This window comes from Cupriavidus sp. 05L310, assembly GCF_056398185.1.
The window spans coordinates 45,952-71,710 of record NZ_JBFTOX010000017.1 but is presented as its reverse complement, the minus strand read 5'-3'; the positions used below and the strand labels follow the sequence as shown (position 1 = coordinate 71,710).

The 25,759-nt window shown below is 67.4% G+C and carries 19 protein-coding genes; 10 read left to right on the top strand and 9 right to left on the bottom strand.

The window, feature by feature from the left end; genetic code table 11:
* Positions 1-21: 21 nt before the first annotated feature.
* Entirely contained in the window at positions 22-6,216 is a 6,195-nt protein-coding gene (locus tag AC1DS6_RS14600; protein WP_477102634.1) for an Hpt domain-containing protein, read from the top strand.
* 529 nt (positions 6,217-6,745) lie between these two features.
* Here the strand turns inward: AC1DS6_RS14600 and AC1DS6_RS14595 are convergent.
* The 3 genes from AC1DS6_RS14595 to AC1DS6_RS14585 all read right to left on the bottom strand — a co-directional run bounded on the left by AC1DS6_RS14595 (position 6,746) and on the right by AC1DS6_RS14585 (position 9,908).
* A complete protein-coding gene (locus AC1DS6_RS14595; protein WP_441631119.1) occupies positions 6,746-8,050 on the bottom strand; it encodes an MFS transporter in 1,305 nt (434 codons plus the stop codon).
* 186 nt (positions 8,051-8,236) lie between these two features.
* On the bottom strand, positions 8,237-8,479 hold the full coding sequence (locus AC1DS6_RS14590) for a hypothetical protein (RefSeq protein WP_035859752.1): 243 nt from the start codon (positions 8,477-8,479) through the stop codon (positions 8,237-8,239).
* A complete protein-coding gene (locus AC1DS6_RS14585; protein WP_447429303.1) occupies positions 8,472-9,908 on the bottom strand; it encodes an aldehyde dehydrogenase family protein in 1,437 nt (478 codons plus the stop codon). Before AC1DS6_RS14585 ends, AC1DS6_RS14590 begins: the two co-directional genes overlap by 8 nt.
* Positions 9,909-10,096: 188 nt before the next feature.
* Here AC1DS6_RS14585 and ppa point away from each other — a divergent pair, with 188 nt between their 5' ends.
* Positions 10,097-10,624 carry an inorganic diphosphatase gene (gene ppa, locus AC1DS6_RS14580; protein WP_035859760.1) on the top strand — a complete coding sequence of 176 codons (528 nt, stop codon included), beginning with the start codon at positions 10,097-10,099 and terminating at the stop codon, positions 10,622-10,624.
* 195 nt (positions 10,625-10,819) lie between these two features.
* The gene (locus AC1DS6_RS14575; protein ID WP_441631114.1) at positions 10,820-11,374 is read left to right on the top strand and encodes a cytochrome b; all 555 of its coding nucleotides are present in this window, start codon (positions 10,820-10,822) and stop codon (positions 11,372-11,374) included.
* Between the two features lie 29 nt (positions 11,375-11,403).
* Here AC1DS6_RS14575 and AC1DS6_RS14570 read toward each other — a convergent pair whose 3' ends face one another.
* On the bottom strand, positions 11,404-12,570 hold the full coding sequence (locus tag AC1DS6_RS14570; protein WP_441631112.1) for a GNAT family N-acetyltransferase: 1,167 nt from the start codon (positions 12,568-12,570) through the stop codon (positions 11,404-11,406).
* Between the two features lie 308 nt (positions 12,571-12,878).
* Between AC1DS6_RS14570 and glnK the strand changes: the two genes are divergently transcribed.
* The gene (gene glnK / locus AC1DS6_RS14565; RefSeq protein WP_441631110.1) at positions 12,879-13,217 is read left to right on the top strand and encodes a P-II family nitrogen regulator; all 339 of its coding nucleotides are present in this window, start codon (positions 12,879-12,881) and stop codon (positions 13,215-13,217) included.
* 72 nt (positions 13,218-13,289) lie between these two features.
* On the opposite strand, the gene AC1DS6_RS14560 is transcribed toward glnK, so the two are convergent.
* The 3 genes from AC1DS6_RS14560 to trxB form a co-directional block, all read right to left on the bottom strand.
* Complete coding sequence (locus AC1DS6_RS14560; protein ID WP_441631108.1) at positions 13,290-13,931, bottom strand: trimeric intracellular cation channel family protein; 642 nt, start codon at positions 13,929-13,931, stop codon at positions 13,290-13,292.
* Between the two features lie 13 nt (positions 13,932-13,944).
* Positions 13,945-14,619 carry a Smr/MutS family protein gene (locus AC1DS6_RS14555; RefSeq protein ID WP_441631106.1) on the bottom strand — a complete coding sequence of 225 codons (675 nt, stop codon included), beginning with the start codon at positions 14,617-14,619 and terminating at the stop codon, positions 13,945-13,947.
* A 168-nt stretch (positions 14,620-14,787) separates the two neighbouring features.
* Positions 14,788-15,735, bottom strand: a complete 948-nt coding sequence (gene trxB, locus AC1DS6_RS14550; RefSeq protein WP_441631104.1) for a thioredoxin-disulfide reductase — start codon at positions 15,733-15,735, stop codon at positions 14,788-14,790.
* 170 nt (positions 15,736-15,905) lie between these two features.
* Here trxB and AC1DS6_RS14545 point away from each other — a divergent pair, with 170 nt between their 5' ends.
* From AC1DS6_RS14545 to AC1DS6_RS14530, 4 genes are all read left to right on the top strand, one after another.
* Positions 15,906-18,233, top strand: coding sequence for a DNA translocase FtsK (locus AC1DS6_RS14545; protein ID WP_441631102.1), 2,328 nt, complete (start codon positions 15,906-15,908; stop codon positions 18,231-18,233).
* 131 nt (positions 18,234-18,364) lie between these two features.
* Positions 18,365-19,003, top strand: coding sequence for an outer membrane lipoprotein chaperone LolA (gene lolA, locus AC1DS6_RS14540; RefSeq protein ID WP_045237963.1), 639 nt, complete (start codon positions 18,365-18,367; stop codon positions 19,001-19,003).
* 8 nt (positions 19,004-19,011) lie between these two features.
* Positions 19,012-19,434: a hypothetical protein gene (locus tag AC1DS6_RS14535; protein ID WP_441631100.1), complete on the top strand. Its 423-nt coding sequence runs from the start codon at positions 19,012-19,014 to the stop codon at positions 19,432-19,434.
* Positions 19,435-19,633: 199 nt separating this feature from the next.
* Positions 19,634-20,668, top strand: coding sequence for a Fe(3+) ABC transporter substrate-binding protein (locus AC1DS6_RS14530; protein ID WP_276286312.1), 1,035 nt, complete (start codon positions 19,634-19,636; stop codon positions 20,666-20,668).
* 49 nt (positions 20,669-20,717) lie between these two features.
* Here AC1DS6_RS14530 and AC1DS6_RS14525 read toward each other — a convergent pair whose 3' ends face one another.
* Both AC1DS6_RS14525 and AC1DS6_RS14520 read right to left on the bottom strand, forming a co-directional pair.
* Complete coding sequence (locus AC1DS6_RS14525; protein WP_441631096.1) at positions 20,718-21,383, bottom strand: hypothetical protein; 666 nt, start codon at positions 21,381-21,383, stop codon at positions 20,718-20,720.
* Positions 21,384-21,602: 219 nt separating this feature from the next.
* A complete protein-coding gene (locus tag AC1DS6_RS14520; RefSeq protein ID WP_477102633.1) occupies positions 21,603-23,255 on the bottom strand; it encodes an ABC transporter permease in 1,653 nt (550 codons plus the stop codon).
* Between the two features lie 201 nt (positions 23,256-23,456).
* On the opposite strand from AC1DS6_RS14520, the gene AC1DS6_RS14515 reads away from it, so the two are divergent.
* Positions 23,457-24,557: an ABC transporter ATP-binding protein gene (locus AC1DS6_RS14515; protein ID WP_477102632.1), complete on the top strand. Its 1,101-nt coding sequence runs from the start codon at positions 23,457-23,459 to the stop codon at positions 24,555-24,557.
* 97 nt (positions 24,558-24,654) lie between these two features.
* On the top strand, positions 24,655-25,704 hold the full coding sequence (locus AC1DS6_RS14510; protein ID WP_477102631.1) for a TRAP transporter substrate-binding protein: 1,050 nt from the start codon (positions 24,655-24,657) through the stop codon (positions 25,702-25,704).
* Positions 25,705-25,759 lie beyond the last annotated feature (55 nt).

Below are 25,759 nucleotides of genomic sequence, written 5' to 3'. Positions count from 1 at the left end.
TTGGACGCATTGGAAGCAGTCATGTCATTGAATTTCCCTGTCTCGCGCGAGGCCGCCGGCTCCGATCCGGCCGTGCAGGATCCACTGGCGCCGATGCCCTTTGCGGCACGGGACCTGTCCGTCGCTCCGCCCGCCGCCCCGGTAGCGCGCGACCTTTCCGTGCTGGCCTGGCTGGCGCCGAGCCTGCGCGCCGCGCTGGACGATGCCGCGGCCGAACTGGGTCATTACGTCGATGAAGTGCAGCAGGCGCCCGAAGCGCTGGGCGCGCGGGACACCACCTCGCTGCGCCTGGCGGGGCAGCATCTGCACCAGGCCGCGGGCGCCGTGCATATCGTTGGCCTGCGCGGTGTCGATCCGTATTGCCAGGCGTTGCGCCGGCTGCTGGAAGGCATCGACGGCGGGGCAGTCGCCGCCGACGCCCAGACCTTGGCCGCCTTCCGCCTTGGCGTGCAGGCGCTGGCCGAGTACGTCGATGACCTGATGGTCGGCGACGATGAAGATCCGGTGCGGCTGTTTTGCTCCTATGCCGACGTGCTGGGCCGGCTCGGCGAGGACCGCGTGCACCCTGCCGACCTGTGGGTCGACGAACTGCAGATGCTGCCCGGCATCCTGCTGCCGACGCGCATGGCCTCCACCGTGACGCGCGCGCGCCAGCGTTTCGAGGGCGCCTTGCTCAAGGCGCTGCGCCTGCCGGTGCCATGCTCCGAACCCAGCCTGTTGCGCGAAGCGTATCTGCCGCTGGAATCCGCGCTGGAAGACGTGCGCGCGAGCGAACAGGAGCTGCGCCGCGCCACCGATCACCCGGACCGCGGCGTGTGGCACGTGCTGGCGCTGGTGTTTGGCGCGCTGGCCCACGGCCTGCTGCCGTCGGACCTGCTGGCCAAGCGGCTGGCGGGGCGTGCGCATCTGCTGCTGCGCCAGTACCTGCAGGGCCAGGTGCGGGTGCCCCAGGCGCTGCTCAACGATGCCGTGTATTTGCTGGTCACCACGAGCAGGATGCCGGCCGCCAGCGAGCCGGAGAGCGCGGCCGTGCTGGTGCTGCGCTCTGCCATCCGCGAGTGCATGCAAGCCTTCCGCATCGACGCGGCGCATGCGTCGGCGCATGCCGATTTCCGCGTGCGCTACTACGGCTGGCTCGACCCGATCGATACGCACAACCTGCAGCAGGCGGCCGCCGCGCTCGAACGGGCGGCGGGCGCCGGCGCGGAATACATTGAATGGCAAAACGCGCTGGCGGTGCTGGCCGAAGCCGCGCAGCCGCTGGCCCAGCCGGCGTTGCAGCGCTGCCTGGATGCCGCCGCGCACCCTGCGCTGCAGGTCCGTTCCGGCGATGACAATCTTGGCGGCATCGGCGCCATCGCGCTGTTCCTGGGGCGTGCGCTTGCCTTGCCGTGGCGTGTGCATGGCAGCACCGGCCATGCCGCGGCGGCTGAATTCGCGCACCGTTGCGATGAACTGGCCTCGCATCTCGGCGAGCGCCAGCGCGGCGACCAGGCGACGCCGCCCCCGCGCTGGCTCGCACAGATGGTGGACCAGGCGCGCGCGCAACGCTTGCGCGAGGCCGCGGTCGCGCAGTTGCGCGGCCATCTCGACAGCGGCGAATCGTGGCTCGATGCCTATGACCGCGACGCCGCCCGCGCCGAGGCCGGCGCACACCTGCGCGATGCCGAGCGCGCGTTCGTGGCGCTGGCCGGCACGCTGGAGCAATTGCGCGACGCCGGCGCGCTGCCCGACGCGCTGCGCGCCGACGCGCAGGCGGTAGCGATGGCATTGGAGCGCGTGATGCCAGCCCTGGAGTGGCTCGCTGGCGCCCGCGCCACGCAAGTCCCGGGCGATGCCGCTACCGGTGCGGGCAACGAGGCCCACGCCGCGAGCGAGCGCGCCGCCCGGCTTGCCGCGATCGCCGGCGAACTCGGCGCCGTGCATGCCTTTATCGATGCGCTGGCCTTTGGCCGGAGCCCGGCGGCGGAGGTGCGGGACGAGGCCGCCAAGGCTGACGGCCAGGCCGTGCAAAGCGGCGCCGTCTCCCACGCGGCCCTGCTTGCCAGGGCGCGCGCGGCTGCCAGCGATGCCGTGCGCCACCCGGCCGCCGCCGACGCGCCCGAGGTGAAGACGCTGCGCGCGGCGCTGCAGGCCATGAATGAACAGGCCGCCATCGACGATGCTGCCGCTTTGCGCCGCCAGGCCATCGAAGCCACCACCCAGCTCAATGCCTGGCTGGCCGGTTCCCACGGCGCGGCGGAGCGGCTGGTGGTGGCGCTGGCCGATGCGCTGCCGGCCGGTGCACCGGGCGCACCCGCGATGCCGGCTGCGGCCGGGGATGCGCAGAAGAGCGAGAAGCCCGAGAAGGCAGATGCGGCCGGCATCGATGCCGAACTGCTCGACATTTTCCTCAGCGAATCCGTCGAGGTGCTGGGCGAGGTCGCCAGCGATCTCGACGGCGGTCTGCCGGCGCTGCAGGATGCCGATACCATCAGCCGCCTGCGGCGCGCCTTCCATACGCTGAAGGGTTCCAGCCGGATGGTGGGCCTGCACCGCTATGGCGAGGTGGCCTGGGCCATCGAGCAGGTGATGAATCTGTGGATTGCCGAGGCACGCGCCCCCGCGCAGGCCCTGCTGGACCTGTTGTTGCGCGCCCACCAGGAGCTTGCCGGCTGGGCCCAGGCGCTGCGCGGCGATGCCGAGGCGGTGCACGATGCCGCCGGCCTGCTGGCCGTGGCACAGTCCGTGCGCGCGGGCGAACAGCCGGAGCCGGCATCGGGCCATGACCTTGTGGCGCCACAGTCCCTGGATGCGCAGAGCGGGCAGGTGCAGCAAGGGCAGGCAGAACCGGAACCGGAAACGGAGCCGGAACAGGAGGCACAGGCCGGTCTTCCGGCGGCCGGAGCCGGCGACGATGCCAGCGCCGGGGCGGACGCCAAAGTCATTCCCTTCCGTTTCGCCAGCACGCCCGCGGAGGAAAACGATCACTACAAGCTGATCGGCCCGGTGCGTATCAGCCTGCCGCTGTACAACGTCTACCTGCAGGAAGCCGACGACCTGATCCGCCAGTTCGCCACCGATGTTTCCGAGTGGCGCCACGAAGGCCGGCCCTGCCCGAGCGAGCTGGCATTGCGCGTGGCGCACACGTTGCAAGGCAGCGCGTCCACGGTCGGACTGGAGCCGGTGCGCGCGATTGCCGAGGTGCTGGAGCGCCTGATGCTGCAACTCGGCGCGCACCCGGTGGCGATGCACCCTGGCGACTTCCGCCTGCTGGAGCAGGCGGTCGAGCGCGTGCGCGGCATGTTGCACCAGTTTGCCGCCGGCATCTGGCCGGCCGCCGACGAAGCGCTCTGCCGCAGTCTCGCCGAGTTGGGCGAGCGTGCCATGGTGCGGCCGCGGCTGGCGATGCCGGCGGCGCCGGAGTTGCCGCCCGAGGCGGAGGACGCGCCGGTTGCGCTGTTGTTCGGCAAGCTGGCGCCCGCGGCCAATGCCGGCGCGCTGTACGATGCCGCCATCACGGTATTGGATACGGCGGGTGTGGATGCCGGTCATGCCGATGCGGCCAACACGGGCGAAGCTTCCTTCTTCGCGCATGCCGACACCGGCAGGATCCCGCCGGCGCCCGGCGCCGCGGATGTGCATGAAATCGCGGGCGCTGCGCACCCGCTGGCCGATGAAATGGCTGCGGAAGAATCCCTCGATCCGGCGCTCGTCGAGATTTTCCTGGAAGAGGCGCACGGCAGCCTCCCCGAACTGGGCAAGCTGCTGCGCGGCTGGGAGACGGCGTCCGGCGATGGCCGGCACGCCAGCCACGCTGGCCTGATCCTGCGCGCCTTGCATACGCTCAAGGGCAGTGCGCGCATGGCCGGCGCGATGGCGCTGGGCCAGGCAGCCCACGAGATGGAGACCCTGCTCGACGCCGCCGTGCGCGCGGATCGCGTCGGGCCGGTCTTGTTCGTGCGCCTGTATGCCTGGTACGACCGCATCCTCGCGCATAGCGAGGCGCTGCAGGCTGGCCGCCTGCTGCCGGTGGACGATGCCGACCTGATCAACGCCCTGACCGGGCTGAACAGCGCGCCGGCGGCGCGGGCCCCGGCGGACATGGCCGGCACGCCGGTACCCGCCCAAGATGCACCACAGGATGCCCCGCAAGGTGGTGGCGAGGGCAGCCCGGCGCCGTTGGCGCGTTCCGCCGTACAGCCCTGGCTGCAAGCCGGGCCCGTGCGCCCCGTGGTGCCTGCGCCGGGCGACGCGCTGGCGCCGGCAGCGGACGCCGGCGAACGCCAGCGCGCGCTGGTGCGAGTCCAGGCCCGCACGCTGGATACGCTGATCACCGACGCCGGCGAAGTCGGCGCAACGCGCGCGCGGCTGGAAAGCGAACTGGATGCGATGCGCAGCTACCTGGGCGAACTCAACGACAACGTGGCGCGCTTGCGCGGCCAGTTGCGCGAGATCGAGATCCAGGCGGAGTCGCAGATGGCCTCGCGCATCGCCGACGCCCAGCACAAGCAGGAATTCGATCCGCTCGAGTTCGACCGCTTCACGCGCTTCCAGGAACTGACGCGGATGATGGCCGAGTCGGTCAACGACGTGGCAACCGTCGAGCAGAACCTGCAGCGGGGCTTTGACCGCGCCACTGGCGACCTCGATGCGCAGGCCCGCCTCACGCGCGGCTTGCAGCGCAGCCTGATGCAGGCGCGCATGGTGCAGTTCGACGCGCTGGCCGAACGCCTGTACCGCGTGGCGCGGCAGGCCTCCAGCGAGACCGGCAAGGACGTGCGCCTGCTGATCAAGGGCGGCACCGTGGAAGTCGACCGCTCGGTGCTGGACCGCATGGCCGGCCCGATCGAACACCTGATCCGCAATGCGGTGGTGCATGGCATCGAGGCCGCCGAGGTCCGCCGCGCCGCGGGCAAGCCGGCCGCCGGCGCGCTGACGCTGGAAGTGCAGCAGGAAGGCAACGAGGTGGTGCTGCATTTCGTCGACGATGGCGGCGGCCTTGACCTCGCCCGCATCCGTGCACGGGCCATCGAGCGAGAGCTGCTGTCCCCGGACGACGACGCGGGCGATGCGCGGCTCACGGAACTGATCTTCGCCCCCGGCTTCAGCACGGCCGATAGCGTCTCGGAACTTGCCGGGCGTGGCGTCGGCATGGACGTGGTGCGCGCCGAGACCGTGGCGCTGGGCGGGCGCATCGCGCTGGCCACGCAATCCGGACAAGGCACCCGCTTTACCGTGCACCTGCCGCTGACAACCGCCATCACGCAGGTGCTGCTGGTCACGCTGGGCGGCCGGCCGTTCGCCATCCCGAGCGGCATGATCGACCAGGTCCAGCAATTGCGCTCGCAAGGGCTGCTCGAAGCCTACAACCAGGGCAGCCTCGACGTGCCCGGCGGCGCGGTGCCGTTCCATTACCTCGGGACGTTGCTGGAGGAAACGCCCGCGATTGCCGCGGGCAAGAAGTATTCGCCGGTGGTGGTGGTGCGCAGCGGCGCCGAACGCATCGCCGTGCACGTGGACGAAGTGATCGGCAACCGCGAAGTGGTGGTCAAGCACATCGGCCCGCACCTGGCGCGCCTGGAAGGCATTGCCGGCGCGACCACGCTGGGCGATGGCGAGATCGTGCTGATCTACAACCCGGTGGTGCTGGCGCAGCGCTTCGTGCGCGAACGCGGCGAGGCGGCGCGTCCGCGGATCGCCGATCTCACCTACCTGGCGCAACAACCGGCGCAACTGGCGCAACCGGCGCTGCTGGGCGCGGTGGCTGAACTCTCACACGGCGAAGCCGCGCCGGTGCAGGGCCTGGGCACGCAGCCTACCGTCATGGTGGTGGACGATTCGCTGACCGTGCGCAAGGTCACGCATCGCTTGCTGACACGCGCGGGTTATCAGGTGGCGCTCGCGCGGGACGGCGTGGATGCGTTGCGGCAGTTGCAGGAGATGATGCCGGATGCCATGTTGGTCGATATCGAGATGCCGCATATGGATGGCTTCGACCTGACTCGCAATGTGCGGGCGGATAGCCGTACCGCGCATATGCCGCTGGTGATGATTACCTCGCGCACGGCGGAGAAGCATCGCCGCTATGCTGCGGAGATCGGTGTCAATGTCTACCTGGGCAAGCCGTATAACGAGGATGAGCTGCTCACTACGTTGCATCAGTTGCTGGGTGAGCGTGCGGCGGGGACGGCGGGGTCGGTGGCGCAGATGTTGGGGGAGGATGCGGGGAATTGAGGTGGGGGGCTTGGCGTCAAAGACTTAAAGCCTTAAAGCCTAAAAGCCTAAAAGCCTAAAAGCCTAAAAGCCTAAAAGCCTAAAAGCCTAAAAGCCTAAAAGCCTAAAAGCCTAAAAGCCCTAAAGTCAAAGGCGGTTTCACCACCCCTGCGGGGCGGCGACCTACTTTCTTGTCTTTCCAAGAAAGTAGGCAAAGAAGGCGCGCCGGATGGGGCGACCCCCCCTCGTCGGCAGACAAAAAGAGCGGCCGGGACCCAAACTCGCATCGCCTTAAGGCGATACTCAAACATGGGTCCCTCTTTTCCGCTCTTTTTGCCTGCCGACTAGGCGCCCCATACGGCCTGGTACACCTTGACGGCTCGCTTCGCATCGCGCCGGGGTGCGGACCGCCCTTGGGGGCGCTCCGCACGGCTACACCCATCGTGATCCGGCTCTATCGCTCTTCCTTGCCGCTGGTTTGCTCTCCCGCTTGCGGGAGAGGGGACGGGAGAGAGGGTGGGCGCTTGATGTGGCGCCCGCCCTCAAATTCCTACTTGTTCACCATCCGCGCCGGCACCGACAGCGTCAGCGCCGCGCCTACCACCAGACACGCCGCCAGCAGATACATCCCGGAATCCGTGCTTTGCGTGAGGTCCTTCAGCCAGCCTACCGCATACGGGCTGATAAAGCCTGCCAGGTTGCCCAGTGAGTTGATCAGCGCAATACCCGCCGCGGCGCCGGTGCCCGCGAGAAATGCCGTGGGCAGACTCCAGAACAGCGGCAGCGTGGTCAGGATGCCGATGGTGGCCAGCGTCAGTCCGAGCAGTGCCAGCACTGTGTTGCTGTGCCATTGCACCGACAGCACCAGCCCAAGCGCGCCGGCCAGCGCGGGAAGGGCGATATGCCAGCGGCGCTCGCGCGTGCGGTCGGCGCTGTAGGCCACCAGTATCATGCCGACCACCGCGCAGCCATAGGGAATGGCGGTGAGCAGGCCGATGTCCAGCGGGCTCTTCACGCCGGTCTGCTTGATGATCGTGGGCAGCCAGAAGCTGACGCCGTACAGGCCCATCACGAAGCAGAAGTAGATCGAACTCATCAGCCAGACACGCGGGCTGGTCAGCACCTGGCTGACCGGCGCGTCTTCCTTGTGCATGTCCTCGTTGGCGATATTGCGCTGGAGCAGGGCCTTCTCTTCATCGTTCAGCCACTTGGCGTGGACGATGCGGTCGTCGAGGTAGGCCAGCACCACCAGCCCCACCAGCACCGACGGGATGCCTTCGAGCAGGAACATCCATTGCCAGCCCGACCAGCCGTTGTGGCCGTCGAAGGATTGCATCACCCAGCCCGACAGCGGCCCGCCGATCACGCCGGCAAGCGCAACCGCAGTCATGAAATAGGTGGTGGTGCGCCCGCGCCGATGCGATGGGTACCAGTAGGTCAGGTAGAGGATGATGCCGGGGAAGAAGCCAGCCTCGGCGATACCAAGCAGGAAGCGCAGCACGTAGAACATCGTCGGCGTGGTGACGAACATCATCGCCGCCGAGATCAGCCCCCAGGTGATCATGATCCGGGCAATCCAGATGCGCGCGCCCACCCTGTGCAGGATCACGTTGCTGGGCACCTCGAACAGGAAGTAGCCGATGAAGAAGATGCCCGCGCCCAGCCCGTAGACGGTCTCGCTGAACTGCAGGTCGTTAAGCATCTGCAGTTTGGCAAAACCTACGTTGACCCGGTCCAGGTAGGCCACTACGTAGCAAAGCAGCAGGAAGGGAACGAGACGCCAGCTCACCTTGCGGTAGGTGGCATCCTCGAAGGTGGGGTCGGCTGCGCCGCTGTGTACCGCGGTTGTTGTCATGCTGTCTCCTCTGGGATTTACTCTCTGTGATTGCACGATACCGCTGGATGAGGGGCGCCGCCTGCTACATGCGGCCCCCCGCGTTGAATGCGATGGCCGCACCGGTGCCACCGCCTTGCGCGGGCAGGGCGGCCGGCAAGCGTGCCGTTCGCGGCAACGGTGCCGGGCTCATGTTGGAGCGGCCTGCTAGTGCGCGAACGGGCCGCGGCCGCGCAGCGCGTTGGCGACCATCATCAGCGCGAGCAGGAAGGGCAGGGCCACATAGAGGCACCAGTGCACGCGGTCGCCCACGGTGTCGCCCCACTTGCGCTTGAAGACCTGCAGGCGCGGCATGGCCGAGGGGTTGGTGGCGCGTTTGTTTCTGACATGCCACGCCATCCAGAAGAAGAAAATGGCGAACGCGACCGACAGGAAGTTGATATTACCCATGTTGTATGGCGATGGTTTTCAGTGTGGTGAATCCGTACAGGGCTTCGAAGCCCTTCTCGCGGCCGTGGCCGGACTGCCCGCTGCCGCCGAAAGGCAGTTCCACCCCGCCGCCGGCACCGTAGTTGTTGATAAAGACCTGGCCCGCGCGCAGCTTGTGCGCCAGCCGCAGTTGCCGTGCGCCGTCGCGGGTCCAGACGCCGGCGACCAGCCCGTAGGGGGTGCCGTTGGCGAGCGCGATGGCTTCGGCCTCGGTGTCGAAGGGCGTTGCCGCCAGCAGCGGCCCAAAGACTTCTTCCTGCGCCAGCCGGTGCGCCGGCGGCACGTCGCGGAACAGCATCGGCACCTGGTAGTAGCCGGATTCCGGCGCTTCCGCCACGATCTGTCCTTGCGCCATCGCGGTAATGCCGGCGTGCTGCGCGTCGGAAACGAAGTCCCATACACGCTGTTGCTGCTTGCGGTTGATCAGCGGGCCGCATTCAAGGTCCAGCTCCGATGGACCCACGCGCAGGGACTCGAACACCGTGGCAAGGCGGTCGAGCACGGCATTGTAGAGCGGGCGTTCCACCAGCACGCGGCTGCCCGCCGAGCAGGTCTGGCCGGCGTTCTGCACGATGCCGTTGACGATGACCGGCACCAGCGCATCGACATCGGCGTCGGCGAACACGATCTGGGGCGACTTGCCGCCCAGTTCCAGCGTGACCGGCACGTGGTTCTCGGCTGCCATCTGCGCGATCAGCTTGCCGGTCTGCGGCGAACCGGTGAAGGAGATGTGGTTGATGCCGGGGTGGCGCGCTAGTGCGGCGCCGGCTTCGTGGCCATAGCCGGTGACGATATTGAGCGCGCCTTCGGGCAGGCCGGCCCCGGCCGCCAGCTCCGCCACCCGCAGCAGCGACAGGCAGGCGTCCTCGGCGGGCTTGACCACGCAGGCATTGCCCGTGGCCAGCGCCGCGCCGACGCTGCGCCCGAAGATCTGCAGCGGGTAGTTCCAAGGGATGATGTGGCCGGTCACGCCATGCGGCTCGCGCACGGTCAGCACGGTGAAGCCCGGCTGGTAGGGAATGGTCTGCCCGTGCAGCTTGTCGGCCGCGCCGGCGTAGAACTCAAAGTAGCGCGCCACGGCGCGCGCGTCGGCGGCAGCCTGGCGCAAGGGCTTGCCGGTGTCGCGCGCTTCCAGCGCGGCGAGTTCGGCTTCATGCTCGATCAGCGTCAGCGCCACGCGGTTGAGCAGGCGTGCGCGCTCGGCGGGCGCCATGGCGCCCCAGGCGCCTTCGGCGGCCTGGCGGGCGGCGTGGACGGCCACATTGATGTCGACCGCGTTGCCGCGGGCGATTTCGGCGAAGGGCTCGCCGCTGGAAGGGTCGAATACCTTGATGCGCATGCCGGAATCCGGCGCGATCAGGCGGTTGGCAACGAAGTGCTGGGCGTGCATTGAAATGGCTCCGGCTGGATGCGACCGTCAGCCTGTGGCTGTTAGTGCGCCTGTCGATGCGTCATTGGGACAATTCAGCATTATCACTCACCGCGCGAGGCGCGCAAGGCACGTGGCGTCAGGCCCGGGTCAGCTTCGAACCGCTATAATGCCCGCCATCCTCAAACACAGGCATCTGGAGAGCAAGCATGAGCTTCAACCTCGTTTCCCCCGGCAAGGACATCCCGAACGATTTCAACGTCATCATTGAAATCTCCGCCCAGAGCGATCCGGTGAAGTATGAAGCCGACAAGGAAACCGGCCTGCTCTTCGTCGACCGTTTCATCGGCACCGGCATGCGCTATCCCGCCAACTACGGTTTTGTTCCGCAGACCCTGTCGGGCGACGGCGACCCCGTCGACGTGCTGGTGCTCTCGCCGTTCCCGATCCTGGCCGGTGCCGTCGTGCGTTGCCGCGCGCTGGGCATGCTCAAGATGACCGACGAGTCGGGTGTGGATGCCAAGCTGATCGCCGTGCCCCTGGACAAGCTGTCGCCGGCCACCGCCTTCATGAAGGGCCTATCCGACGTGCCGCAGAACCTGCTGGACCAGATCAAGCACTTCTTTGAGAACTACAAGGCACTCGAAGCGGGCAAGTGGGTCAAGGTGGAAGGCTGGGCCGGCATCGAGGAAGCCCACAAGGAAATCACCGACGGCGTGGCCAACTACACGAAGTAAGCCTTCGCCGCCCCGGGCGGCGCGCCGCAGGGTCGGTCATGGCCGTTTCCCGCGCCTGGCTGAACCGCAGCTGAACGAACCCCGCCACGGCGGGGTTTTTTGTTGCGTCGGGTTTGATGGAGGCCAAAGACACCATGAAGCCTGTGGGTTAAGCTCCAATCACAGAACAACTCGGCAGAAAGACTGCCAATCCCCATGTACGTTACCTCTTCGAAGCCATCCGCGACGGTTCGCTATTCCGGTCTGGCGGTCTTCTTCCACTGGGCGGTGTTCCTGCTGATTGCCACCGCGTACGCCGCGATCGAACTCAAGGGCTTTACCGCAAAAGGCAGCGCCGCCCGCGCCCTGTCGATGTCGGTCCACGAGTGGGCTGGCGCGCTGGTGATTGTGCTGGCGGTGCCGCGCCTGCTGTGGCGCCTGATGGGCGGGGCGCCGGCGCCCGAGCCCGGCCCGCGCTGGATGCATCTGCTGGGCGGCGCCATGCACCTCCTGCTTTATCTGTTTATCTTCATACAGCCCGTGCTGGGCCTGCTGGCCCTCAACGCGGGTGGCCACCTGATGACGCTGCCGGGGCTCGGCATCGAACTGCCCTCGCTGGTGGCGCAGAACGCGGACCTGAAGGATGCCCTCAAGGAAATCCATGAAACGCTGGGTACCGCCTTCTACACGGTGATCGGGCTGCATGCGGTGGCCGCGCTGTTCCACCACTACATGCTGGGCGACAACACGCTGCGGCGCATGTGGCGTTGACGCGGCAAGCCGGCCAGCCATGGCCGGCTTCAGCCGCGGGCAAACGGCGTGCGGTCGTTGAGTTCGTCCAGGTAGGCGTCGATGCCCTGGCGCTCGCGCACGAGGAAGCGCTCGACGGCATCGGCGAAGGACGGATGCGCCAGCCAGTGGGCGGAGCGGGTCGCGACCGGCAGGAATCCGCGCGCCATCTTGTGTTCGCCCTGCGCGCCGCCTTCGAAGGTGCGGATACCCTGCGCGATGCAGAATTCCAGAGGCTGGTAGTAGGCGGTCTCGAAGTGCAGGCATGGGTGGTGCTCAAGCGCCCCCCAGTAGCGCCCGAACAAGGTGCTGCGTGCGGGGTCGCCGTCGTAGACCACCAGGGAGGCGGCGATCGGCTGGCCGGCACGCATGGCCACCACCAGCAGCAGGTTCTCCGGCATGGCGGCACCGATGCGCCGGAAGAAGTCCAGGTTCAGATAGGGCGTGGAATGATGCTCGCGGTAGGTCTGGCGATAGCAGCGATGGAAGAAGCGCCATTCGTCGTCGCCGATCTCCGCGCCCCGCAACTGGCGGAAGGTGATGCCAGCTTCCGCCACGCGGCGCCGTTCGGCGCGGATGTTCTTGCGCTTCTTTTGCGAGAGCGTGGCCAGGAACGCCTCGAAGCTCTCATAGCCCGGGTTGGTCCAGTGGAACTGCACGCCATGCCGCATCAGCATGCCGGCGTCTGCCATCAACGCGGCCTCATGCTCGTCCGGGAAGAGCACATGCAGGGATGACAACTGGCTTTGCTCCGCCACCGCCAGCGCGGTTTGCAGCAGGACACGGCGCGCGCCCACGTCCTTGGCCAGCAGCCGCGCGCCCTGGACGGGCGTGAAGGGGATCGCGGACAGCAGCTTTGGGTAGTAGGGAAGGCGGTGCTGCGCATAGGCGTCGGCCCAGGCCCAGTCGAACACGTATTCGCCATACGAGTGCGATTTCGCGTACAGCGGCATGGCCGCCACCAGGCGCTCGCCGCCGCCTTCGTGCGGAGCCCACAGGGTCAGGTAGCGCGGGCTCCAGCCGGTTTCGTCGCAGGCGCTGCCGCTGGCGTGCAGGGCGTGCAGGAAGGCGTGGCGCAGGAACGGCGTGGCGCCGGGCTGCGCCGCCACCAGGGCATCCCATGTGGCCGCCGGCAGCTCGGACAGATCGAAAACGATCTGCGTGCGATAATTCTCCATCCGCTCGTGTTCCTGTCCGCCTTGTGCCGCAGCCGCCCCTGGGGGGCTTGCGTCAGGGTGGTCCGGTCCCGGCTTGCAAGATTCAGACTGCATTGCGCTAGATCCGCTCATCATTTGCCTGCTGCCGACGCCTCGGTGGCGCCGGCCAGGGCCTTGTTCCGCCATGGCTGTCCGCGCCGCGCGAGCTTTGCGCGGGCGGCAGGGCCGGTTGAGTCTACCGGAAATGGCGCGGTGCGGCAGGCAACATCCGGCAACCCGCCGGGCAGGCTAAACTCTCTCACTAACCAACGACTATATAAGGGGCCAAAATGAAGCAGATTACCGCCATCATCAAACCGTTCAAGCTGGACGAAGTGCGCGAGGCGCTGGCTGACATCGGCGTGACCGGGTTGACGGTAACCGAGGTGAAGGGCTTTGGCCGCCAGAAAGGGCATACCGAGCTGTACCGCGGCGCCGAGTACGTGGTCGATTTCCTGCCCAAGATCAAGATCGAGGTCGTGGTTGCCGAGAACCAGCTCGATACCGTGCTCGACGCCATCGTCAAGGCGGCGCACACCGGCAAGATCGGCGACGGCAAGATCTTCGTCACCGAGATCGAGCGAGTGATCCGCATCCGCACCGGCGAGCAGGACGAGGCCGCCGTCTAAGCGCTCCGCGCAGGCAATTCAGCACCGGCGCAATCCTGGCGGTCCCGGGGGAGGGGCGCCCGGATTGCCCGGCTAGCTCGGCAGCTTCCAGCCGAAGCGCACGCACAGCAGGCGCGTCGCCGTGATGGTGATCGCGCCCGCGAGCAGGGCCAGTTCCTGCTCGGCCCGCACCCAGGTCAGGCCGACATAGACCCAGCAACCGACAAAGGCACAGGTGGCATAAGGCGACCTGTCGCGCAGGATCATCGGCACCTCGTTGCACAGCACATCGCGCACCACGCCGCCGAACACCGAGGAAATGATGCCCATCATGACCGCCACGGTAGGCGTCATCTGCGCCACCAGCGCGAGCGACGTGCCGGTGACGGAAAACAGCCCGAGGCCGATCGCATCGGCCGTGATCATGGTGCGCTCGGACGCCACCCGGCTGACTACCCGCAGCACGAACGAAGCGCCGAGCGACATGACGAAGATCAGGATCACATAGCCTTCGTGGTCGACCCAGTAGAAGGGCCGGCGGTCCAGCAGCACGTCGCGCACCGTGCCGCCGCCGAAGGCGGTGGCGAACGCCACCACAAACGTACCCACGGCATCGAAGCGCTGCTTGCGCGCGTCGACCACGCCGGAGACGGCGAAGGCGAGCACGCCCACCACTTCCATGACATGCAGGATCAGGGGCAACCGCCCCATCAGGAGATCGAGCGGCAGATGCATCGTGCGCGCGGCCTCAGGCGTGCGGCTGGCGCAGCAGCACCATCAGCGCGCCGGAGCCACCCTCGGCACCGCGCGCCTGAACGAAGGCCAGCACTTCTTCCTTCTGTACCAGCCAGCTGCGCACCTTGCCCTTGAGCACCGGCGTCTTGTCCGGCGAGCCGTTGCCCTTGCCGTGGATCACGCGCACGCAGCGCACGCCGCGCTTGACCGAGCGCCGCACGAACTCGGCCAGCACCTCGCGCGCTTCGTCGCTGCGCAGGCCGTGCAGGTCGATCTTGTCCTGGGGCACCCATTCGCCGCGGCGCAGCTTCTTGACCACGTCCATGCCGATGCCCGGCCGGCGGAACGACAGGGTTTCATCGGTATCCAGCAGGTTCTCGACGTCGAATTCGTCGGAAAGCGATGCGGCCAGCACGGCCTTGTCGTCCAGCTGGGTTTGTACCGGTACCGGCGCGGGGTGGCGCGGCGTGGGCGTGATGCGGTTACGGTCGCGCAGGGCGCTGACGTTGCCCACGCTGCTGCGGAAGACGTCAGCCTCCTCGCGTGCGCGCTGGGCGACGCTTTCCGCCTCGCGGCGTTCGGCTTCGCGCCGCTCGGTGTCAGCCTTGAGGGATTCGCGCAGGCCAGCCAGGTCGGTCAGGCCGAAGCGCTTGGGCGGGCTGGCGGGTTTCTTTGCGCCGTGCGTCATGGAATTCTCCGGGGTGCTCGGCGTGATTATAAAGTGGGGGGAGGTAGTGCAGACGGGCGGGACTGGCGTCGCGCCCAAGGGCTCGCGCGGCCATTTATCCGGGCGCCCGCGGCACGGTGATCGCTGTGCGCAGCGAATCACAGTGCGGCAGGTGCCGGGGGCAGGCGCTTACTGCAGCGCTTCCACGTAACGCTGGGCGTCCAGCGCTGCCATGCAGCCCGTGCCGGCGCTGGTGATGGCCTGGCGGTAGATGTGGTCCTGCACGTCGCCGGCGGCGAACACGCCGGGGATGCTGGTAGCCGTGGCATCGCCGGCCAGGCCGGTCTTGGTCACGATATAGCCGTTGCGCATGTCGAGCTGGCCCTCGAACAGGTCGGTATTGGGCTTGTGGCCGATGGCGATGAACACGCCCGCCAGCTTGAGTTCTTCGGTCTTGTCGCCCTGAGCATCGCGCAGCTTGACGCCGGTCACGCCGGATTCGTCGCCCACCACCTCGTCCAGCACGGTGTTGTAGCGGATTTCGATGCGGCCTTCCTTCTCGCGCTGGAGCAGGCGGTCGACCAGGATCGGCTCGGCGCGGAATTTGTCGCGGCGGTGGATCAGGGTGACCTTGCTGGCGATATGCGACAGGTAGAGCGCTTCTTCCACCGCGGTATTGCCGCCGCCGACAACCGCGACTTCCTGGTTCTTGTAGAAGAATCCGTCGCAAGTTGCGCAGGCCGACACGCCGCGGCCCATGAACAGTTCTTCCGATGGCAGGCCGAGGTACTGGGCCGAGGCGCCGGTAGCGATGATCAGCGAATCGCAGGTGTATTCACCGGCATCGCCGACCAGGCGGATCGGGCGTTCGGTCAGCTTGGCGGTATGGATGTGATCGAAGATGATTTCGGTGTTGAAGCGCTCGGCATGCTCCAGGAAGCGCTGCATCAGTTCCGGGCCTTGCACGCCGTTGGCATCGGCTGGCCAGTTTTCCACGTCGGTCGTGGTCATCAGCTGGCCACCCTGGGCCAGGCCGGTGATCAGCACCGGCTGGAGGTTGGCGCGGGCCGCGTAGACGGCAGCGGTATAGCCGGCGGGGCCGGAACCGAGAATCAGCACTTTTGCGTGTTTGGCCATGATGCTTTCCTATGGCTGGTGCGCCTTGGTGCGCGCCAGCGTGAATCGAAACCAGCATTATAAGTGGACCGGCGTTTGCTCACTGTTGCAAATTCCAATGGGAGCGATAGCCCCGGCCAAGGTTAAAATGGCCGGCAAACCAAACTTCACACGGTAACCCAGACCCAGGCATGGCCCGAGCTACTACGACAACACGTACCGATCCATCCGCGCTGCCCTCGCGCATCGGCAAGCTGCTGGGCGAAGTGCGCTGGTTCCTGTTGCTGGCTGTCACACTGGCCTTCGTCTGCATCCTGGCCAGCTACAGCAAGGCGGACCCCGGCTGGTCGCACGCCAACCAGGTGGCCGACATCCACAACCTGGGCGGCCGCGTGGGCGCCTGGATGGCCGACGTGCTGTTCTTTATCTTCGGCTTCTCCGCCTACTGGTGGGCGGTGCTGTTGGTACGCCGCTGCTGGCGCGGCTGGCGCGCGCTGACCGCCGAGCTGCCCGAGCGCAACGGCGAGGCGCGCCAGGGGCTGGTGGTGAGCTGGATCGGCTTTGGCCTGTCGCTGACCGCCAGCATGGGCCTGGAAGCCATCCGCATGTATCCGCTGCGCTCGGCGCTGCCGCGCGCCCCCGGCGGCGTGCTGGGCGACCTGCTGGGCGGCTGGATGCAGATGGCGCTGGGATTTACCGGCGCGACCCTGCTGCTGCTGCTGACGCTGGCCATCGGCCTGTCGCTGTTCTTCCATTTCTCGTGGCTGTCGGTGGCCGAGCACATCGGCGGCTTTGTCGAGAACCTCTTCCTCGGCTTCAAGGCGCGCCGCGAGAGCAAGCAGGACCGCATCATCGGCGAGGCGGCCAAGGTCGTGCGCACCGAAACCGTGGAAGTGCAGCGGGTCAAGATCGAGGAGGCGGCGCCGGTGCAGATCGTGCGGCCGCAGGCGGTGCCCAAGCACGAGCGGGTGGAGCGCGAGAAGCAACAGCCGCTGTTCGCCGATATCCAGGACTCCGACCTGCCGCCGCTGGCGCTGCTGGACCCCATCCCGACGCACCAGGAAACCGTCAGCGCCGAGACGCTGGAATTCACCTCGCGCCTGATCGAGAAGAAGCTCAAGGATTTCGGCGTCGAGGTCAAGGTGGTGGCGGCCTACCCGGGTCCGGTCATCACCCGCTACGAGATCGAGCCGGCCACCGGCGTCAAGGGCAGCCAGGTGGTCAACCTGGCGCGCGACCTGGCGCGGTCGCTGTCGCTGGTTTCCATCCGGGTGGTGGAAACCATTCCCGGCAAGGTCTACATGGGGCTGGAACTGCCCAACCCCAAGCGCCAGACGGTACGGCTGTCCGAGATCCTCGGCTCGCAGGTCTACAACGAGAGCGCATCGAACCTCACCATGGCGCTGGGCAAGGACATCGCCGGCAAGCCGATGGTGGCGGACCTGGCCAAGATGCCGCACTGCATGGTGGCCGGCACCACCGGCTCCGGCAAGTCGGTGGGCATCAACGCCATGATCCTGTCGCTGCTGTACAAGGCCAAGGCAGAGCAGGTTCGGCTGATCCTGATCGACCCCAAGATGCTCGAAATGAGCGTCTACGAAGGCATCCCGCACTTGCTGTGCCCGGTGGTGACGGATATGCGCCAGGCCGGCAACGCCCTCAACTGGGCGGTCGGAGAGATGGAGCGGCGCTACAAGCTGATGAGCAAGCTCGGCGTGCGCAACCTGGCCGGCTACAACAAGAAGATCGACGAAGCCGCCGCGCGCGAGGAGAAGATTCCCAACCCGTTCAGCCTGACCCCGGACGCGCCCGAGCCGCTCGAAAAAGTGCCGATGATCGTGATCGTCATCGACGAGCTGGCCGACCTGATGATGGTGGTGGGCAAGAAGGTGGAAGAGCTGATCGCGCGTATCGCGCAGAAGGCCCGCGCCGCCGGCATCCATCTCGTGCTGGCCACGCAGCGGCCGTCGGTCGATGTGATTACCGGCCTGATCAAGGCCAATGTGCCGACCCGCATCGCCTTCCAGGTCAGCAGCAAGATCGATTCGCGCACCATCCTGGACCAGCAGGGCGCGGAGGCGCTGCTGGGCATGGGCGACATGCTCTACCTGGCGCCCGGCACCGGCTTGCCGATCCGCGTCCACGGCGCCTTTGTTTCCGATGAGGAAGTGCATCGCGTGGTCGAGAAGCTCAAGGAAGGCGGGGAGACCAACTATATCGAGGGCATTCTCGAAGGCGGCGTGGCCGAGGGCGACCTGGGCGGCGACAGCATGGGCGGCGGCGCCGGCATCGGCGGTGGCGGCGGCGAGGCCGATCCGCTCTACGACCAGGCCGTCGACGTGGTGCTGAAGAACCGCCGCGCATCGATCTCCCTGGTGCAGCGCCACCTGCGCATCGGCTACAACCGCGCCGCGCGGCTGCTCGAGGACATGGAAAAGGCCGGCCTGGTTTCCGCCATGTCCGGCAACGGCAATCGCGACATCCTGGCCCCGGCCGGCACCGCCCGCGAAGAAGAATGAGCCGCCGCGCGTAACATGCTGTTACGCGCGAAGCACATGGTTGCGGAATCCGCCATGCGCCCAGGGCTCTAACCGGACAGGCGGCGCTGCCGCATTGGCGCCGCCCCCCCTCCACCAAGCAAGGACAAACCATGCGAATCCGCATTCTCGTGTCGGCATGTGCCGCGGCAGCCATGCTGTCGCTGGCGGCAAGCGCGGCCATGGCTGCCGGCACCGACCAGCTCCAGGCCTTCGTCGCGGGCGTCAAGAGCGCCAGGGGCGAGTTCACCCAGCGCCAGGTCAAAGGGCAGGGCGACAGCCTCAAGGTGGCCAGCACCTCCAGCGGCACTTTCGCGTTTTCGCGTCCGGGCAAGTTCACCTGGCGCTATGTCAAGCCTTACGACCAGCTGCTGCAGGCCGATGGCCAGACGCTCTACATCTACGACAAGGACCTGAACCAGGTGACCGAGCGCAAGCTCGACGGCGCCCTGGGTTCGAGCCCCGCCGCGATCCTGTTCGGCAGCAATGACCTGGAAAAGAACTTCGCCGTGAAGAACGGTCCCACCCGCGACGGCGTAGAGTGGATCGAACTGACGCCCAGGTCCAAGGACACACAGTTCGAACGCATCGGCATCGGCTTCAAGGCCGGCAACCTGGAGGCGATGGAATTGCGCGATGCGTTCGGCAATACGACGCTGCTGACGTTCAGCGCGATGCAGAAGAACCCCTCGCTGCCCGCCGACACCTTCCGGTTCACGGTGCCCAAGGGCGCCGATGTGTTGAAGCAATGAGGCCTGCCATGATCCGAGCTTCCCTCTCCCGGCTGGCCCGGCGCCGTGGCGGCGCCGTCGCCGGCATCGCGGTGGCCGTGCTGCTCGCCGCCTGCGCGGGCCAGAACGGCGCCAGCAAGCATTTCGATGTCGATGCCTTCCTGCGCGCCTCCGACACCGCCTTGCCCGAAGTGCTCGCCAATCCGGATTTCCTCACCGCCACGCAGGCAAGCGCCAACGATTGCGCCGCGTTGCTGCAATCGACCAGCAGTGGCGTGCTGGAAGACCTCCACCCAACCGGCAGCGGCCGCGGACCGGCCTGGCTGCTGCATCCGGCGGGTTCTCCGGGCAAGGTCTGGCTGGTCGTCAGCAAGGGCAGCGGAGAACGGACCTGCCATGGGCCGCTGCCTGCCGATGCCATGAAAGTGCTGGTGGAGCGCGCCGGCGCCTGAATCCGGGTGGCGGGGCGAGGCACGATGGTGATGCCGCGTAATGATCCGGCCTGAATGGCCCCGCCCGGGGCCTTCCAACATTACAACGTTGTAACTTGACCTCCGAAATAGGAATGATTATTGTTCCTTGTTCGTCTTGTGTGAGGATGCTTCCACTGCACCTCCAGGGCGAAGCAGAACATCATCCAGGGGGAGAGTCATGACCGTATTCCGTCACTTGCTGCCGCGCGCCGCCGCGCTTGCCGTGTTGGCGCTGCCGCTCGCCGCGAGCGCACAGGAAAAAGTGCTGAACCTTTACACGGCACGCCATTACCAGACCGACGAAGCGCTCTACGCCAATTTCACCAAGCAGACCGGCATCAAGATCAACCGCATCGAAGGCCAGGAAGACCCGCTGCTGGAGCGCATCAAGAGCGAGGGTGCGAACAGCCCCGCCGACGTGTTCATCACGGTCGACATCGGCCGCCTGTGGCGAGCCCAGCAGGCGGGCGTGTTCGCGCCACTCAAATCGAGCGTGCTGGACTCGCGCATTCCCGCCAACTACCGCGACCCGAACGGCGACTGGTTCGGTTTCTCGGCGCGGGCCCGCGTGATCGCCTACAACAAGGCGGCAGTCAAGCCCGGCGACATCAAGAGCTATGAAGACCTGGCCGATCCCAAGTGGAAGGGCAAGCTGTGCATCCGTTCCAGCGGGCACGTCTACAACCTGTCGCTGATGTCCAGCCTGATTGCCCACGATGGCGAGGCCAGGACGGAGCAATGGACGCGCGGTGTGGTGGCCAACCTGGCGCGCGCGCCCAAGGGCGGCGATACCGACCAGCTCAAGGCGGTGGCCGCCGGCGAATGCGATATCGCGGTCGCCAATACCTACTACATCGCCCGCATCCTGAAGTCGGCCAAGCCCGAGGACAAGGCCGTGGCGGAGAAGCTGGGCGTCGTGTGGCCCAACCAGGCCAGCCAGGGCGTGCATATGAACATCTCTGGCGGCGGCATGCTCAAGCATGCGCCCAACAAGGCATCGGCGCGCGCGTTCCTGGAGTACCTGGCAAGCGACGAGGCGCAGCGCTATTTTGCCGATGGCAATAACGAGTGGCCGGTGGTGGAAAGCGTGAAGATCAGCAATCCGGCACTCGAAGCCATGGGCAGCTTCAAGGCGGACAAGATCAATGTTGCTGAGTTGGGCAAGTACCAGCCGCAAGCACAGAAGGTAGCGGACAAGGCTGGTTACAAGTAAGCGCGGTCTGACTGGGCGGGACGGGAATGGCGGCGCAAGCCGCCATTTTTCATGCGGGGGCCTTCTGCTTCGGCTGCAAGGCGCCCGCGGCCTTGTTTTCCCCGCTTTCCAGGCGCCGGAAGCGCAGCTTTGCGCCACGCTCCCTGTGCTTCTCGAAGGTCAGTTTCAAGTGCTCGCGCCGCCGCGTGTGCGAGTGGCCCAAGGTGCCATCCGCGTACGGCAGCTTGGCCACCACGGCGCCTGCGGTCTGGCGTGCCAGCAGCACGTCCAGTGCTTGCCGCGCGCGCACCTGGGCGTGCAGCATCGCGTCGGAGGGATTGGCGCGGGCGCGCGCCTGGTCGTAAGGCAGCATGACCGGGCCGGCCAGTTGGCGCAGTGCCGCGCGGATGTGCGGGCTGTCCAGCCCGGCCTCATGGAGGATCCAGGCAGCGTCGTGGCGCAGCCATGGCTCGGGGTCGCGGAGCTTGCGCAGCAGGGCAAGCGAGATATCGGTCTGCAGGTAGCCGTGCGCGCGCCTTACCGCGTTGAGCGCGATGCGCCTGACATGGGAATTATCGTGATCGAACAGGTCCGCCACCACGCGCTCGACCATGCCTGGCTTTTCCAGTTGCTCCGCCAGTTGGCCCGCCAGGGCGATTTCCTCGACGGCGCTGACCCGGTCTTGCGGGTTCAGCCGGTTCAGCTTGAACACGAGCATGCGGTAACGAAGCTGCATAACACTCTCTGAAGTCGCTGCGAACAAGTGCCGGGCAACGATTGCGGGCGGCACAGTCATGATGCGGCGCGAAGCACGCCAGCGGCGGGGGCAGGCCGCCCGGCACGCGCGGGAAGGGGGCGGCGAGCCGGGGCGCAGCTTCGGACTAGTGAGATATCGGCAATACGTTGAAGAAATTTAGGAGTATTCGCACCTGTTTCTGCAGGCGATCCCTGTGGGTTACTCCCGCGCCTCCCGCCGTATCGAGCGCGACAGCAGGATCACCGGCAGCAGGCCCACCGCCACGATCACCAGCGACGCCGTGGCGGCTTCGGCAAGGCGCTCGTCGGATGCCAGATTGTAGGCCTGTACCGCGAGCGTATCGAAATTGAACGGCCGCATCACAAAGGTGGCGGGCAACTCCTTCATGACATCGACGAAGACGATCAGCGCCGCGGTCAGCAGGCTGCCACGTAGCATCGGCAGGTGCACGCGCCGCAACGTGGCGCCGGGGCCGTGGCCCAGGCTGCGCGATGCCGCATCCATGCCTGGCGTGATCTTGACCAGGCCAGCGTTGACGGTTTGCAGGGCCACGCCCAGGAAGCGGACCAGGTAGGCATAGACCAGCGCGGCAATGCCGCCGGTCAGCAAGAGCCCGGCCGACCATCCCAGATGCTGTTGCAGCCAGGACGAAACGGCATTGTCCAGCCGCGCCACCGGCACCAGCACGCCCACCGCCACCACCGAGCCGGGCAGGGCATAGCCCATGCCGCACACCCGCGTGAGCGCGCGCAACAGCCAGCCCCGGCCGGCGGCAATGCCACGTCCCGCATAGCCGATCAACAGCGCGGCCAGCACGGCTACCAGCGCGGTGACGCTGGCCAGCAGGAAGCTGTTGCGCACCAGCCCTATAAAGCGCGGCCCGAACTTCGCATCGCCCTCGGCCAGCGCCATCTTGCACAGCATCAGCGCCGGGATGGCAAAACCCAGTAGCACGGGCAGCACGCACACCAGCAGCGCCAGCGCGGCCCGCCAGCCATGCAGCCGGTAGGCCGGAGCGCGGCGCTGGCCGCCGTGCACGCGGGCACGGCCGCGGCTGATGCGTTCGGCCAGCAGGATGCCGATCACGAACACCAGCATGAAGGCGGACAACTGGGCCGCTGCGTTCTTGTCGCCCAGCGAGAACCACGCGCGGTAGATGCCGGTGGAAAAGGTCGGGATGCCGAAGTAGGCCACGGTGCCGAAATCGGCCAGCGTTTCCATCAGCGCGAGCGCGGTGCCGGCGACGATGCCGGGGCGCGCGAGCGGCAGCATGATGCGCCATACGCTGCCCCAGGTGCCATAGCCAAGCAGACGCGCCGCCTCCAGCGTGTTCAGGGTTTGCTGCAGGAAGGCCGCGCGCGCGGTCAGGTAGACATAGGGATAGAGCACCAGCGTGAACAGCGCGATGGCGCCGCCCAGCGAGCGGATATCCGGAAACCAGTACTCGCGCGCGCGCCAGCCGGTCAGCTCGCGCAGCCAGCTTTGCACCGGGCCCGCGAACTGCAGCGCATCGGTATAAGCGTAGGCGATGACATAGGCGGGCATCGCCAGCGGCAGCACGAGGGCCCATTCCAGCCATGCCCGTCCGGTAAAGCGGTAGGTGCTGACCAGCCAGGCGGTGGGTACGCCGAGCAGCAGCACGCCGGCACAGACCCCGGCCAGCAGCCACAAGGTATTGACCACGTACTCGGCCAGCACCGTGTCGGCGAGGTGCCGCCAGGTGTCGCCGCTGGGCGTGAGCAGGCTGCTGGCCACCTGCGCGATCGGCAGCGCGATCAGCAGTGCGGCCAGGCCGGCGACTAGGGCGAGGGGGTGCAGGCGGCTGGTAGGGCTGGGTCGAAGCAGGCTCATTCGGTGGCGGCTTGGATGACTGTGATGGTGCGTGGGAGGATGAGGCCCGCTGGCAGGCCCGGTCGGACGATCCCGGCAGGGACGCCCGGGGCCAGCGTGATTCGAGCATGGTGCTTCGATAGCCGGGCCCAGCATTCTAGCAATGCATGCAGGGCGGCCTGCATACATGCGCGGCACACAGATGGGCCCGCCCTCCATATAATGCTCGGCATGCCAAGCCACCCGCTTCCCAATTCGTCCGAGCAAGCACGAGCCGACACCGTGATCGTGGTTGATCGCATCCATCATGGATTCGGCGGGCATGCCGTCGTCAACGGCCTGTCCTTTACCCTGGCGCGCGGCAGTATCGCCTGCCTGCTCGGGCCCAGCGGCTGCGGCAAGACCACCGTGCTGCGCGCAATCGCAGGGTTCGAGCCGTTGCGCGAAGGGCGCATCCTGCTCCAGGGGACGGTGATGTCGTCGCCGGGTTTTGCCGTGGCGCCGGAGCACCGTCGCATCGGCATGGTGTTCCAGGACTACGCCTTGTTCCCGCACCTGAGCGTGGCCGACAACATCGCCTTCGGGCTGCATGCCATGCGCCGCGGCGAACGCGCCGCGCGGGTCGGGGAGATGCTGGCGCTGGTGGGGCTGGCCGGCTCCGGCGGCAAGTTTCCGCATGAGCTGTCGGGCGGCCAGCAGCAACGCGTGGCACTGGCGCGGGCGCTGGCGCCGCGTCCCGAATTGCTGCTGCTCGACGAGCCATTCTCCAATCTGGATATCGAACTGCGCGAACGCCTGAGCCTGGAGGTGCGCGACATTCTCAAGGCTCAGGGCACCACCGCCATCCTCGTCACGCACGACCAGCACGAGGCCTTCGCCATGGCTGACGAGATCGGCGTGATGCATGCCGGCGCGATCGAACAGTGGGACAGCGCGCACAACCTCTATCACCGGCCGGCCACGCGCGTGGTTGCGGACTTCATTGGCCAGGGCGTGCTGATGCCGGGCCGTCTCGCCAGTCCGCACGTGGTCACGCTTGAGCTGGGCACGCTGCAAAGCCGTGAGCCGCTTGGCGTGCCGCCCGCCACCACCGAGGTGGACGTGCTGATTCGCCCCGACGATATCGTGCATGACGACGCCAGCCCGTTGCAGGCCGAGATCCTGCACAAAGCCTTTCGCGGAGCCGATATCCTGTACACGCTGCGCCTGGCTGGCGGCGGGCAGGTGTTGTCGCTGGTGCCTTCGCACCACGATCATGCGCTCGGCGAGCGCATCGGCATCCGTGTGGAGGTGGAGGATGTCGTGGCGTTCCGGCGCGGCTGAGTGTACGCCGGCGGGCATTTGGCAGCTCGCTTGCCCTTCTTGTCGGTCCTTTTGGATACGACGGCTTCACTACCCCACGACCCCAGGACTTTCCACCATGTCTGCTTCCCTGAAGCGCGCGTCCCGGCCGCTGCGCCGTCAACTGCTGCGCGGCGGCGTGCTGCTCACCCTGCTTGCCTGTGGCGCCGGACAGGGCTGGGCGCAGCCCGCCGCCACCCCCACGGCGTGGCGCATGGCCACCGAATATCCGGCCAGCGCCATGCCGGGCGAAGGGCTGGCCACGTTCGCCGAAGAGGTGAAGACGCGCACGGCTGGCGCCATCGAGGTGATGCCCAGCTTCGATGCCAGCGCGGGCGTCAAGTCCGCGCAGATGCCCGCAGCGGTGAAAGAAGGGCGGCTGGAGGGCGGGGACGCCTTCGGTGGCGCGCTGGGCGCGGTCGATCCCCTGTTCCTGCTGTCTTCGCTGCCTTTCGTCGCGACCTCGGTGGAGTCCGCCCGGCGCCTGGCCGAACTGGCCCGCGCGGATTACGCACGGGCCTTCGAGGCGCAGGGGCAGCATCTGCTGTATGTCACGCCGTGGCCGCCGACCGGGTTGTGGTCGCGCAATCCGGTCGCTACGCTGGCCGACCTGCGCGCGCTGTCGGCACGCACCTACGACGAGACTTCCACCGAGGTCATGCACGCTGCCGGCGCGCAGGCCACCAGCCTGTCCTTTGCCGACGCCATGCCGCGCCTGAAAGACGGTTCGGTCAACGCGGTGCTGTCCTCGGGCGACGGCGGCGCGGGGCGCAAGTTATGGGATTACCTGCCCAACTTCACGGCCATTGGCTATGCCATGCCGCTGTCCTTTACCACGATCAACGCGGCCGCTTACGCGGCCCTGCCGGGCGCGTTGCGCGCCGCCGTGGATGCCGCCGCGCAGGCTACCGAGCAACGGCAGTGGACGCGCCTGGGTACCCGGCTGGAAGAGAACGCCGCGCGCATGCGCGCGAACGGCGTGACCATCCAGGCAAGCCCTGCCGCGGCCGTGCAGCAGGCACTGCGCGAGGCCGGCGCGGGGGCGGTAACCGCGTGGCGCGCGCGCGTGGGCAGCGCGCGGGCCGGCGTGCTGGATGCCTTCATGCGCAACGAGCGCGCCGCGCGCTAAAGCGCTCGCCCGAGCGGGCCGCCACGCGCGATGGTCTACACTGTCAGGTTCCGAG